This window comes from Labrenzia sp. C1B70 (genome assembly GCF_000475395.1).
GTDB classification, from domain to species: Bacteria; Pseudomonadota; Alphaproteobacteria; order Rhizobiales; family Stappiaceae; genus Roseibium; species Roseibium algicola.
The window spans coordinates 1-12,244 of sequence record NZ_AXCE01000045.1; the positions used below are offsets into that span (position 1 = coordinate 1).

Genomic DNA, 12,244 nt, shown 5'->3' on the forward strand with positions numbered 1-12,244 from the left:
GCAGGGAAATGAGCGCTTACATTGGACGGGAAGATTACACACAAATGACGCAAGCCTCTTATATCAATATACGGTTTCTCTCTTCTGTGGCTTCGGAGGATGAAGCCGCAGAGCTTGGACGGAGCCTTATGGATGCATTTCGAGATCTTGGGAACATAGTTGCCTTTGAGGTTAAAAAGTACTGGAAAATCCCGGAATGTTATGAGTGCTCAATGGAGTTACATGCAGAAGCCATATCGGACGCGACGCTTCCAATCCTAATAGAGCGGCTAGGTCATGGTTGGGAACGCGTTAGTTCTGCGTGCTTTATTTGGAACCGCTCAGAAGAGTTCCGTTTTGCGGATGAGCGCGTAAATTGGGCTGAAGTCGAGTTCATCGAAGTATGATTGCGCGGCTCAGAGGGTTTTTTCGAAGATCCTCTTGCTCTTTATCACTGTCCTTGGGCAAGGCAATTTTTTCGACGCACAAGGTATATCGCAGAAGCTAAGCTATCCAGCCATGGGCAGGAATTGAATGCGCCGCCGGTCGGTCTGGCGAACACCGCCCGCGCTCTAACAGCCACCGGTGCAAATGGGATGGCCACCGGCACTGCATTCACGTGCTCTGATCTCGGAAAACTCTAGCCCACCTCGAGGGCACGTTGGGTAGCACTCCTGATATTCGGACAGCGCAGAACATGATCATTGATATGGAGGATGCACTTGCTACCCCAAGACCGTGAGTCCCTTATTGATACAAGCTTTCGCTTTGTAAGCTGGTTAGCAAAGAATTTTCCTAGTGTGAAAGATAGCTCTTTGCCTTCCTATTATGACTCATTTGGTGAGCTCATCCGAGAAGCTCCAACTGTGTTTTGGGGAGCGGTCGGTGGGCGAGATTATGCTGAACTTGCCACTAAATCCGCATTTGGTGAAAGTGTTCTTGATCGTGTGGTTGCAATTGTGAAAGACTCTTCGCCAGAAGTTCAAAATGAAATCCTTGTTGGTTTTGTAGAGGCGCATATGTTCCCGCGCCCTGGCTCACCATTGGCTAAGGAGATGGGTGAGGCGCTTGGCATGGATCTGAGCGGTCTATGTTGACTGCAATGCGCCACTTTTTCCGAGTTTTCGTTACGCTCATTTTGTCGGCAATAACTGCTGCGCCAATTGTGGCGTCACCTTTAGATTGGTCTCAAATTTGACCTGCTCCCCTGAAATTTCCCCGTTTTGAGGTTAGTCCGCAGTATTGAACGGATACCAGGAGGAACGCTAGCCCAAGCTGACGCAGATTTTGATGCATTGAAACTATCCAATGTTCTTACGATTGATACTGATCGTCGTATGGGAAGACTACCTCACGGAACGAAAGTAATTGTGCGTCCGAGCCACGATGGGCGACCGACCATCGAATTTCAATGGACTAACGACGCCGGGAACGTTGGTACAACTCGAGAAATTCGATATGGTGATTAATTGCAAGACTTGGACGTTATTGAGGAGTGCAATTAAAGATAAAGATCTTATATCTCCAGATCTGGTGAAGAGCCATTGCTGGAAGTTGGTTGTAATAGACGATAATAATGTAAGTGACGATGTTGTTCGCTGTCTCAGTGAGGCGCTTATGAAATTAGGTATATCTGAGTATTATTCGGTGCCGATTAATGATCTATCTTTAGAAGTTACAAAAGCGCACATTAGAAAATATAACTCTGATGATGTGAGCTGGAGTAGCTTCTTTAATTTTGACGAGAATGGCAAAGCAGATTATCTCGAAAGCTGTATTTTCTTTTCTGATCCCATTAAATTTCTTTTACTGCGAACCGGAGATGTCCGGCACATGATCTACGCAGGTCCCAGCGATTTTTTGCAGGTCGCCACGGGGATTGATATGGAAAAAATGGAAGCGGTCGCTGTGGGTTCCTATTGGCCCGACGAAAGAATCGAAAAGCTCTATAAGCCGCTCAAGCTCCTTTCGCTTCCGTCAGGTATCACCTAACTCCCTTTGCACTAAATGAGTAACCCACGGGCTATTCAGACTATGTTTCTCGAATTCCTACAAGGACGGAACCATACTGATGATCGATGATCTTCTAATGCAAGCAATCAAGAAGGCTCTCTCCGATCTTGAAATGAGGGGAGATATTGTTGTCTGCTCAGAGATTGCCGGGGGGCCTGCAAAATATCTTCATGATGCTGTGAGTGCATTTGTTCCGAATAGTGCTCTCACGTACTCAGAACTTTCCGGCATCAGATCCCTAATTTTTCACGCGGTTGATGACAAACGTTTTTTCGATTGGGAGATGCCCACCTTGACGGGTTTCAATGCTGACGGCTTCCGAAAAATTGCTGAAAAGCTGCCAACTGGATGATGATTTTTATCCCGGCTTTCATTGTGTTCCCAGTCCACTATCCAATCTACGAATAGGCCAGGATGTTGTAAGTCTCTAATCTGGCCTTCGCCGCCCGGACCCCTCCTGCTGGTGATATACACCCGACAACTGGACAATCTGTGGTTAGAGACAACACCACAGGAGATATTTTTCGCGTAGGTGGACCTGGGTATGTCTATGAATAGCCGAGTGAAAGCATACGTACGTTTGCTAGACGAAGGAATAGACGTTTGGCGTCCTTGCTATGTGCGCATGGTAAGGAAAGGGGTAGCAATAGTTCTGCCTGATGAGTATTTACCCGAAGATTTTAGTGAAGAGTGGGAGTGCAAGCCGGGAGATATTGTTTCAATAGAAATAAAAGGGGATAAAATGCGCATTTTTCCACTGTAGTTAAAATCTCTCTGGGTAATATATGCTACAAAGAGGACGCAAATCATCGATGAACTATTGGCGGGTGGTGCCAAGATCACACTGAATAGCCCCGTGTTTTCTAGACGCCCTCGGCTTTCCTTTTCTGCTGCTGACCCGCTCCCCCGAAACTTCCCCGTTTTGAGGTTAGTCCGTTTCCAATTCGCACTTTATCCAACTTCACCGCGTCGAGCTTGCCTGTTCCGGTCATATCCCCGTTGCTGGATGTAGTCGCGGAGCAGGCCCACCCGGTTGGGGCGGAAGCTTTCGGTGCCGGGCGCCAGTGAGGCGATCCGGCTGACGTGGAAGTGGCGGTAGTCTTGCCGCAGGCGGCAATGGGCGAGCAGCAGCAGCGAGGTTTCGCTGTAGGAAAGACCCATCGGCCAGATTTCCCGGGTTGTCGTCCGCTCCTGCAGGTCGCGGTAGGTGATGACCAGGCTGAACTCCTCCCAGCAGGCCTCGCGCAACAGGTCGAGATCCACCGTCACCGGCGGGCGCTTGTCCGGCTGCCGCCAGCTGCGCATCACCGTGTGCATGGCCTGGCGCGCCTGCCGGTCGGGCAGGGTGGCGATGATGCGGGCCATGGCGTTGCGGCCGGCCTTTTTCAGTGTCTCGTCGCCGATCTGGTCCAGCCCGCTTTGCGCCAGCATCAGCGCCTCGATTTCCAGCCGGGAGAAACTCTGCGGCGGCAGCACGGGATCTTCCGTCAGGGTGTAGCCGACGCCCGCGGCCCCGTCGATCAGGGCGCCGCCCGCACGCAAGGTGGCGATGTCGCGGTAGAGCTGGCGCAGGGAAACGCCTGTCTCTTCGGAAAGGCGCGCGGCGGTGACCGGTTGGGGAAGGCGCCTGAGGGTATCCATCAGACGCATCAGCCTGTCCATGCGGGCCATTTTTGCTCCTGCCGTAAATTGTCAGCAGGGGGAAGCTATACCTCTGGCATCACAAAGAAAAGGAGCTTTCCCATGTTGACGCTTTACCATTCTCCCAACAGCCGGTCTTCGGCGATCGTGACCCTGATCGAAGAGCTGGGCGCCGACGTCGAGGTGAAGGAAGTGACGGTTCGCCGGCAGGATGGCTCGGGCGGGCCGGATGCATCCAACCCGCATCCGGAAAAGAAGGTGCCCTACCTGGTGGATGGTGCCGAGGGGATCCGCGAGCGCGGCGCGATCATGCTTTATCTCACCGACAAGTTTCCCGAAGCCGGGCTTGGGCCGATCGAAGGCCAGCCGGGGCGCGGGGACTATCTGTCCTGGCTGTTCTACTATCAGGGCGTGATGGAGCCGGTCATCATCCTGAAATTCGCCCAGTTTACGCATCCGGCCGTGGAGGCGAGCCTGCGCGATTTCGACACGATGGTCGCGCGGCTGGCGGAAACACTGGAAAAGCAGCCTAACCTGCTGGGCGAAACCTATTCCGCCGTCGACCTGTTGTGCAGCGGCCCGTTCCTGTGGCTGCCGGACATGTTGCCGGACAACGAGGCGATCCGTGACTGGGTGAAGCGGTGCAGCGAACGCCCGGCCACCGTGCGGACGCTGGAGCGTGAACGCCAGGCGGCCTGAGAGGTTTTGAACCTCCGCTGACGATATGGCCTGCCGGGTTTTGCCCGGTGGGCCATATCTGTTTGCGCAGGTGTCTTGAAAACGGCCCTGAAACGGGATGAATGGCCTGCGCGGCTTTCCAGGTGGCGCCCCCCGTCCGTTTCTGCCGGCGAGGGTGAAGGTGAGGGCAAGGGCCGTCAGTCCGGCCTCGTCCGCAACTGGCCCTCATAGTCGCGCTTGCCGATGGGCACGCCGCGCGTGCGCAGGATGTCGTAGGCGGTGACGGCGTGGAAATGAAAGTTCGGCAGCAGGAAGGACAGGAGAAAGGTCTCCGATGTCAGGGGCATCGGCCTGGGGCTGATGTGAACCAGATCAAGGTCGAGAGGCCGGCCCGACCAGTCGTTTACCTCGGCAGGCGTATAGGCCTCCAAGCGTGTCACTGTCTGCGCGATCCGGTCCTGTAGAGCCGCATATGGGGCTGGTCCGACAAGCGGCGGAGGGGTGAAGGCACCCGTTCTCATTGCTTCCAGGCCCCAGACGGAAAAATTGTCGACGCACTCGATCTGAAACCAGAACTGAGCCATGTCCGGATAAAGCCGCGCGGTCGCGAAGTCGTCCGGATGGGTGCCTGTCTGCTGGCAATGGATTGCCGCCTTTTGAAGAAACCCGCTGACGGCACGTGCCGTTTGCAGGAAGGTTGGCACGCTTATGTCGTAGAGGGTGGTCGCCACGGGCTGTTTCCTGGTCATGATCCGGGTTCGAAACACGCCTTGGCGTGATCTTCAAAGGGTACGACGCGGAGGCGGATCATATCCAGGAATTTTGAGCGCAGGTGTGGAAGCCGGCATTCTGCCTCGGGCGGCAGGGTGCACTTGCTGGCTGTCTGTCGAGCACCGCGAAGAGAAAGGGTGTCTGAAGTATTTCGCCGCGCGCAGCGTATCAGCGTCTCTTGCCGAAGGTCGGCTTGCCGGCGCCGGCACTTGCGTCCTGCCGGTTGCGACGCACGGAGGTGCGCTCGTCGGCATGCGGTTCGTCCTGGTGGCGGCGCTGGAAAAAGTTGTCCGGGCTGTCGCGGCGCTCGTCGAGTTCGCTTCTCAGCGCTTCTTCGGAGCTTTTCAGCACTTGCGCGCGCTGCGCGGCAACATGCCGTTTCTCGCCGATGAACTGGACGCCGCAGCGAAGGCCTTCCTCCCAGCGGCGTTCGCAGGTGACTTCATAGTCTTCCAGGTCGATATGAAGGTCGAATTCCTTGGGCAGCATGTAGGCCTGCTCGAATTCCAGCAAAGCGCCGCCTTCGGAGATGTTGCGCACCATGCAGGGAATGGATCTCAGTCCGTTTTGAAAGACCATCTTGCCTTTCTTGAACACGCGTGCCCGCCGCTCCCGCGGCATCTGTTCGCTGGCGCTCTCATCCGCAGGTGCGTGCGGGAATGGTTTGGCGTCCGACATGGGTTTCTCGCATTCTCATGGTGTCCAAGGGCACTTTAACCCCCATTTGGGGTAAGTTTAGGCGCAAAGCCCTTGCCAATCGGTGAATCCACGTATGGATCAGTCAGGTAAAGCCCGGCATAGGACCATGTTGGGAGCAACAAAAGCTCCCTTGCGACGGTCAGAGAAACCTGAGCTTTTTGTATTCAGGCGAAAACGTGGAACACCATTCCTTGAATTGATACACTGTACCTTTCTATTTACGGGACAGCCACGCGGGCGGACAGCGCGGGGGGCAATATTTCCCGGCGCGAATTGAGGCATCAATGACTGAAGACCAGATATCTTTCTTGAACCTGCTGGCCCTGAGGGCCGGAGAGGAAATCCTCAAAATCTACGCGGAACCTTTCGAGGTCGAGAACAAGGTCGACGGGTCTCCGGTGACCAAGGCCGACGCGGCAGCCGAGGAAATCATTCTTGCGGGCCTTGCGGAAAAGTTCCCCGACATTCCGGTGGTGGCCGAAGAAGCGGTCGAAGCCGGCAAGCTGCCTGCGGCAGGTGCGCGGTACTTCCTGGTCGACCCGCTCGACGGAACCAAGGAATTCCTGAAGAAGAACGGCGAGTTCACCGTCAACATCGCCCTGATCGAGGATGGCCGCCCGGTGTTCGGCGTGGTTTCCGCGCCAGCCCTCGAAGAGATCTATTGGGGTGGGGAATTCCGGGAAAACGGCAAAACCGAAACCAGGGCGTTCAAGGGAACCATCGCGAACGGCAGCATCAGCGATGTTGCGCCCATCTCCGTTCGCACGCCTCCGGTGGACGGCATCAGCGTGCTCGCCAGCCGCTCTCATCTTTCGGAAGAAACCTCTGCCCTGATTTCACGGCTGAGTGTCGCCGAGCAGCTTAACGTCGGCTCGTCGCTGAAGCTGTGCTGGGTGGCCGCCGGCCGGGCCGATTTCTATCCCCGTCTTGCGCCCACGATGCAATGGGACATTGCCGCCGGCGATGCAGTTGTACGCGCCGCCGGCGGGGCGGTCGTTCTGGCTTCAACCGGCGAGGACTTTGTCTACCGGGTGCCGGAAAACGCCCGCAAGGACGACTTGCGGAACCCGTTTTTTCTGGCAGCCGGGTGCAGGAACCTCCTGCGGGATGTCGCGCCCGCTGCCTGACGATTTGCAAAATTGCGCGGGCGGTTGGCCCGTGACGAACGATTGATACGGCCGGTTCGCCGGCCAAACGGAAAAGCGAACATGAACATGCAATCTCACGGGATCTCGCCCGAGCGCCTCAGCAATCTGAAGCGGCTGGAAGCAGAAAGCATCCACATCATCCGCGAAGTCGCGGCCGAATTCTCCAATCCGGTGATGCTCTATTCCATCGGCAAGGACTCCGGCGTCATGCTGCACCTGGCGATGAAGGCATTCTATCCGTCCAAGCCGCCGTTTCCGCTGCTGCATGTGGATACGACCTGGAAATTCCGGGACATGATCACCTTCCGTGACGAGACCGCCGCGCGTCTCGGCATGGACCTGATCGTCCATACCAATCCGGAAGGGCTTGAAAAGAATATCGGCCCGTTTTCCCACGGCTCCTCGGTTCATACGCACATCATGAAGACCGAGGCGCTGAAACAGGCGCTGAACAAATACGGCTTCGATGCCGCCTTCGGCGGCGCGCGCCGGGACGAGGAAAAGTCGCGCGCCAAGGAGCGCGTCTTCTCCTTCCGCAATTCCAATCACGGCTGGGACCCGAAGAACCAGCGGCCGGAACTGTGGAACCTCTACAATGCCCGTGTGGCAAAGGGCGAGAGCATCCGTGCGTTTCCGCTGTCCAACTGGACCGAGCTGGATATCTGGCAGTACATCCTGACGGAAGACATCCCGATGGTGCCGCTCTATTTCGCTGCAAAGCGCCCGGTCGTGAACCGCGACGGCATGCTGATCATGGTCGACGACGACCGCATGAAACTGCAGCCCGGCGAAGAGATCGAGGAAAAGATGGTCCGCTTCCGCACGCTCGGCTGCTACCCGCTGACCGGCGCCATTGAATCGGATGCCGATACGCTGCCCGCCATTGTCCGCGAAATGCTGATTGCCCGTACATCCGAACGCCAGGGCCGCCTCATCGACAAGGATGAAAGTGCGTCGATGGAGAAGAAGAAGCGGGAAGGATATTTCTAAGATGACGATCGAGAACATTCAGGAAGCTGCAGAGACAGCCGTCACCGAATATATCCTGGCACAGGAAAGCAAGGACCAGCTCCGCTTCCTGACCTGCGGATCCGTTGACGATGGCAAGTCGACCCTGATCGGCCGCCTGCTGTACGACACCAAGCTGATCTTCGAAGACCAGTTGGCCGCGCTGGAACGCGATTCCAGAAAGCATGGCACCGTGGGAGAGGACATAGACCTGGCACTGCTGGTCGACGGTCTTGAGGCCGAGCGCGAGCAGGGCATCACCATCGACGTTGCCTACCGGTTCTTTGCGACCGAAAAGCGCAAGTTCATCGTTGCCGATACCCCGGGCCACGAACAATACACTCGCAACATGGCCACCGGCGCTTCCACCGCCGACCTTGCCGTGCTGCTGGTTGATGCCCGCAACGGCCTGATGGTCCAGACCCGTCGCCACGCGTTCATCGCGTCGCTGCTGGGCATCCGCCACGTCGTGCTGGCGATCAACAAGATCGACCTTGTCGGCTATTCTCAGGAACGATTTGAGGAAATCCGCAAGGAATTCGAGGTCTTTGCCAACGGCTTTGATTTCGAAACCCTGCAGGCAATTCCGATGTCGGCGCGCTATGGCGACAACGTCACCGGGCGCAGCGACAAGATGGACTGGTATTCCGGACCGACCCTTCTGGAGCACCTGGAGACGGTTCAGGTGGGCGAGCATGTGCTGGAAGCCCCGTTCCGCTTCCCGGTGCAGTGGGTCAACCGGCCCAACCTCGATTTCCGCGGCTATTCCGGTACGGTGGCCAGCGGCCAGGTGTCGGTTGGCGACGAACTGGTGGTTGCCGGTCCGGCAAAGCAGTCCAAAGTAAAGTTGATCATCGGCGCAAGCGGTGAAGTCAGCTCCGCCCGGGCAGGCGAGGCAGTCACCATTTCGCTGGAAGATGAAATCGACATCTCCCGCGGCGATCTTCTGACATCGACCGCACATCGCCCGGATGTTGCTGACCAGTTTGCCGCCCACGTCATCTGGATGTCCGACGAGCCGTTGCTGCCGGGCAGGCCCTATCTCCTGAAGATCGGCACTCGCACGGTGACGGCGACGGTCTCCGAGATCAAGCACAAGATCAACGTCAATACGTTCGAGCATGTGGCCGGCAAGACGCTGGCATTGAATGAAATCGCGTTCTGCAATTTCTCACTGTCCTCCGCGGTGCCGTTCGATCCCTATGAGGCCAACCACACGACCGGTTCCTTCATCCTGATCGACCGGATGAGCAACTCGACGGTTGGTGCGGGCATGGTCTGGTTTGCGCTGCGCCGGGCAAGCAACATTCACTGGCAGGCCCTCGACGTCGACAAGAACGCCCGGTCTGAAAAACTCGGTCAGAAGCCGGCAGTCCTTTGGTTCACCGGCCTCTCCGGGTCCGGCAAGTCGACCATCGCGTCGATCGTCGAAAAGAAACTGCATGTCGACGGGCGGCACACCTATACGCTCGACGGCGACAACGTCCGCCATGGCCTCAACAAGGACCTGGGCTTTACCGATGCCGACCGGGTGGAAAACATCCGCCGTGTCGGCGAGGTGGCCAAGCTCTTTGCGGACGCAGGCATGATCACGCTGGTATCCTTCATCTCGCCGTTCCGCTCGGAGCGGCAGATGGCGCGCGATCTCCTGGAAGACGGTGAGTTCATAGAGGTCTTTGTCGATACGCCCATCGAGGAATGCCGCAAACGCGACCCGAAGGGCCTTTATGCCAAGGCCGACCGGGGCGAGATCAAGAACTTCACCGGTATCGACAGCCCCTATGAAGCGCCGGAAAATCCGGAACTTCATATTCGCAACGTCGGCCGGGAACCGGAAGAAGTTGCCGAGGAGATCGTTGAATATCTGCGCAAGCGCGGGTTCCTGAACAGCTTCTCCGCCGACGGCGGCGGCATCTGACAAGAGGCCGAAAGTGACCTTGCCAGGCTGATGACCTGCCCAAGCATGCGAAAGACAGCCATCCGCGTTGCAAGGACGCGGGTGGCTTTTTCGTGTATGGGACCGATGCGATATCCCGGCCAGGCGAGCTGGAATTTCGTTCGTTAACAGGTCGTTTTTCAGAAGCTCTGTGGGCGTGTCACGCCGCGGTAATCCATTTTGTACTAGGTGTTGTGGCGTCTGTAAGTGTCGCGGTTCCAGGTGGCCAAGAGGGTTCGGGCAGACTTCGCCATTGCCCGAACCTTCGAAGCCTTTTAATAACTTGGCTGACCTACTTACGCGTTTTGTAAAATGAATTTTTGATCGAAAGGCTTTGGGCAAATCATGAAAACCGTTCTGGTGACCGGCTCTGCGGGGTTTATCGGCTTTTACCTGTGTACCCGACTGCTGAAGGACGGCTTTCGGGTGATCGGCCTCGATGCCATGACGGATTACTATGATGTCCGCCTGAAGGAACGCCGGCAGCAGATGCTGATGCAGAACGAGCATTTCAAGCCGGTGAACGACCGCGTTGAGGCGCCGGACCTGCTGATGTCCCTGTTCCGTACGGAGCGGCCGGATTTTGTCATTCATCTGGCAGCGCAGGCCGGTGTCCGCTACTCCATCGAAGCGCCGCGCTCCTACCTGGAAAGCAATATCTGCGGAACGTTCGAGCTGCTCGAGGCAGCCAGGGCCTTCCCGCCGGAACACATGCTGCTGGCGTCCACGTCGTCAGCCTATGGCGCCAACACCGAAATGCCCTATGCGGAGACCGATAAGGCTGACCACCAGATGTCGTTCTACGCGGCGACCAAGAAGGCAACAGAGTCGATGGCGCATTCCTATGCCCATCTCTACGACCTTCCGGTGACGATGTTCCGCTTCTTCACCGTCTACGGTCCCTGGGGACGGCCCGACATGGCTCTCTTCAAGTTCACCAAGGCGATCCTCGAAGGCAAGCCGATCGACGTCTATAACTACGGCGACATGAAACGGGACTTCACCTATGTGGAAGATCTCGTCGAAGGCATCCGGCTGCTGATGGACGCAGTGCCTGTTCGCCCGGCCGAGGGAGAAGGGGTGAAGGAAGGCGACAGCCTTTCACCGGTTGCTCCCTGGCGAGTGGTCAACATCGGCAACTCGACCTGCGTTCAGCTGACCGAGTTCATCGAAGCCATTGAGGTAGCTACGGGCCGGACCGCCGAACGCAATCTCATGCCGATCCAGGCCGGCGATGTTCCGGCGACATGGGCCAATGCGGATCTGCTGCAAAGCCTCACGGGGTACCGCCCGAAGACCACAGTGCAGGAAGGCGTTGCCAGGTTCGTCGAATGGTACCGGGACTATTACCGGGCGTAACGCCTGGCAGACACCGGGCGAATGTCTGGCTTCATGTGGCTCTTATGCCTGCTGCGACGCATCCTGCGGCGGCTGGCAGACATCCACCCATTCCGCACCGGTGATTTCCGCCATGCGCTCCGGCGGTATCCTGACAGCGGCATTGGTCGCGCCGGCGGCGGGAATGACCACGTCATATTCCTTCAGCGAGACATCACAGTAGACAGGCAACGGCTGGGCAAGGCCGAAAGGGCATACGCCGCCGACGGGGTGTCCCGTCAGCGTTTCCACTTCATCAAGGCCCAGCATCTTCACCTTGCCACCAAAGGTTGCTTTCGCCTTCTTGTTGTCCATGCGGGCATCGCCGCGGGCAACCACCAGAAAGATCTTGTCCTTGAGCTGAAACGACAGCGTCTTGGCAATCTGACCGGGCTCGACCCCATGTGCCTTGGCGGCAAGGTCAACCGTGGCACTGCTGTCTTCCGTCACGATGACTTCAAGTTCGGGGGCGGCACTGGCAAGGTGGTTGCGAACGCTTTCAAGGCTCATGCTGCAGGGCTTCCTTCAGGTCGGATCAAACAAGACCGGCAGGGAGGGACGCGCAAGAGCTGCGCGGGCCGGGCCATAATTTGTGCATATCAACAATTTCATTGTGCTGTAAATTAAGAAAAGATTCATGTTAATCTTAAACGGGTTTTAACCATTTACGACGTAAACGGTACTGTGTGTGGCCGATGGAAATGGGTTCCAGATGGCCATTGGTTAAGTCGTTCAAGGATTGCCGAAATGGCGAGAGCAGCTACAGCCGGAACCGAAGTTGAATCCTCTGGGGTGGAGAGGAGGAAGCAGGCTGACTATGCAGCTCATCAGGGTGGGTCTATGAATTTGCCATTTTTGGTGGCGAAAAATCTCCTGTTCTGGGGGACGATTTCGCTCAGCCTTTACGGTCTTTACGCGGTGGTTGCTGCCATCTAGGCAGCAGGTGCGTAAACCGATTGTGATTGAAAGAACCGCGTCAAGTTCGCGGTCATGT

General features: G+C 56.9%; 13 protein-coding genes. 9 read left to right on the plus strand and 4 right to left on the minus strand.

The window, feature by feature from the left end:
- The 4 genes from Q666_RS66600 to Q666_RS58015 form a co-directional block, all read left to right on the plus strand.
- Positions 1–386: hypothetical protein (locus Q666_RS66600; RefSeq protein ID WP_035909629.1), on the plus strand; the 386-nt coding region annotated here is incomplete at its 5' end.
- Between the two features lie 315 nt (positions 387–701).
- Positions 702–1,076: a hypothetical protein gene (locus tag Q666_RS66085; RefSeq protein ID WP_152511467.1), complete on the plus strand. Its 375-nt coding sequence runs from the start codon at positions 702–704 to the stop codon at positions 1,074–1,076.
- Between the two features lie 289 nt (positions 1,077–1,365).
- The gene (locus Q666_RS66090) at positions 1,366–1,971 is read left to right on the plus strand and encodes a hypothetical protein (protein ID WP_152511466.1); all 606 of its coding nucleotides are present in this window, start codon (positions 1,366–1,368) and stop codon (positions 1,969–1,971) included.
- 79 nt (positions 1,972–2,050) lie between these two features.
- The gene (locus Q666_RS58015; RefSeq protein WP_022997886.1) at positions 2,051–2,344 is read left to right on the plus strand and encodes a hypothetical protein; all 294 of its coding nucleotides are present in this window, start codon (positions 2,051–2,053) and stop codon (positions 2,342–2,344) included.
- Between the two features lie 599 nt (positions 2,345–2,943).
- Here the strand turns inward: Q666_RS58015 and Q666_RS58020 are convergent.
- Positions 2,944–3,663 (minus strand): YafY family protein, encoded by a 720-nt coding sequence (locus Q666_RS58020; RefSeq protein ID WP_022997885.1) that lies wholly within the window; start codon positions 3,661–3,663, stop codon positions 2,944–2,946.
- A gap of 72 nt (positions 3,664–3,735) precedes the next feature.
- On the opposite strand from Q666_RS58020, the gene Q666_RS58025 reads away from it, so the two are divergent.
- Entirely contained in the window at positions 3,736–4,332 is a 597-nt protein-coding gene (locus tag Q666_RS58025; RefSeq protein WP_022997884.1) for a glutathione S-transferase family protein, read from the plus strand.
- Positions 4,333–4,508: 176 nt separating this feature from the next.
- On the opposite strand, the gene Q666_RS58030 is transcribed toward Q666_RS58025, so the two are convergent.
- Together Q666_RS58030 and Q666_RS65180 are read right to left on the minus strand one after the other, a co-directional pair.
- The gene (locus Q666_RS58030; protein ID WP_031268147.1) at positions 4,509–5,042 is read right to left on the minus strand and encodes a DUF1993 domain-containing protein; all 534 of its coding nucleotides are present in this window, start codon (positions 5,040–5,042) and stop codon (positions 4,509–4,511) included.
- Between the two features lie 208 nt (positions 5,043–5,250).
- Complete coding sequence (locus tag Q666_RS65180) at positions 5,251–5,760, minus strand: PilZ domain-containing protein (protein ID WP_022997882.1); 510 nt, start codon at positions 5,758–5,760, stop codon at positions 5,251–5,253.
- A 305-nt stretch (positions 5,761–6,065) separates the two neighbouring features.
- Between Q666_RS65180 and cysQ the strand changes: the two genes are divergently transcribed.
- The 4 genes from cysQ (at position 6,066) to Q666_RS58055 (ending at position 11,232) form a co-directional block, all read left to right on the plus strand.
- Positions 6,066–6,908, plus strand: coding sequence for a 3'(2'),5'-bisphosphate nucleotidase CysQ (gene cysQ, locus Q666_RS58040; protein WP_022997881.1), 843 nt, complete (start codon positions 6,066–6,068; stop codon positions 6,906–6,908).
- A gap of 81 nt (positions 6,909–6,989) precedes the next feature.
- On the plus strand, positions 6,990–7,919 hold the full coding sequence (cysD, locus tag Q666_RS58045) for a sulfate adenylyltransferase subunit CysD (protein WP_022997880.1): 930 nt from the start codon (positions 6,990–6,992) through the stop codon (positions 7,917–7,919).
- Position 7,920: 1 nt separating this feature from the next.
- Positions 7,921–9,855, plus strand: coding sequence for a sulfate adenylyltransferase subunit CysN (gene cysN / locus Q666_RS58050; protein WP_022997879.1), 1,935 nt, complete (start codon positions 7,921–7,923; stop codon positions 9,853–9,855).
- 363 nt (positions 9,856–10,218) lie between these two features.
- The gene (locus Q666_RS58055; RefSeq protein WP_022997878.1) at positions 10,219–11,232 is read left to right on the plus strand and encodes an NAD-dependent epimerase/dehydratase family protein; all 1,014 of its coding nucleotides are present in this window, start codon (positions 10,219–10,221) and stop codon (positions 11,230–11,232) included.
- A gap of 42 nt (positions 11,233–11,274) precedes the next feature.
- Here the strand turns inward: Q666_RS58055 and Q666_RS58060 are convergent, their stop codons facing one another.
- Complete coding sequence (locus Q666_RS58060) at positions 11,275–11,760, minus strand: YbaK/EbsC family protein (RefSeq protein WP_022997877.1); 486 nt, start codon at positions 11,758–11,760, stop codon at positions 11,275–11,277.
- Positions 11,761–12,244: the final 484 nt, after the last annotated feature.

Coding starts and splice junctions, on each gene's coding strand:
- Q666_RS66090 (WP_152511466.1), top strand. CDS start 1,366: ATGGGCGACCGACCATCGAATTTCAATGGACTAACGACGCCGGGAACG.
- Q666_RS58015 (WP_022997886.1), top strand. CDS start 2,051: ATGATCGATGATCTTCTAATGCAAGCAATCAAGAAGGCTCTCTCCGAT.
- Q666_RS58020 (WP_022997885.1), bottom strand. CDS start 3,663: ATGGCCCGCATGGACAGGCTGATGCGTCTGATGGATACCCTCAGGCGC.
- Q666_RS58025 (WP_022997884.1), top strand. CDS start 3,736: ATGTTGACGCTTTACCATTCTCCCAACAGCCGGTCTTCGGCGATCGTG.
- Q666_RS65180 (WP_022997882.1), bottom strand. CDS start 5,760: ATGTCGGACGCCAAACCATTCCCGCACGCACCTGCGGATGAGAGCGCC.
- cysQ (WP_022997881.1), top strand. CDS start 6,066: ATGACTGAAGACCAGATATCTTTCTTGAACCTGCTGGCCCTGAGGGCC.
- cysD (WP_022997880.1), top strand. CDS start 6,990: ATGAACATGCAATCTCACGGGATCTCGCCCGAGCGCCTCAGCAATCTG.
- cysN (WP_022997879.1), top strand. CDS start 7,921: ATGACGATCGAGAACATTCAGGAAGCTGCAGAGACAGCCGTCACCGAA.
- Q666_RS58055 (WP_022997878.1), top strand. CDS start 10,219: ATGAAAACCGTTCTGGTGACCGGCTCTGCGGGGTTTATCGGCTTTTAC.
- Q666_RS58060 (WP_022997877.1), bottom strand. CDS start 11,760: ATGAGCCTTGAAAGCGTTCGCAACCACCTTGCCAGTGCCGCCCCCGAA.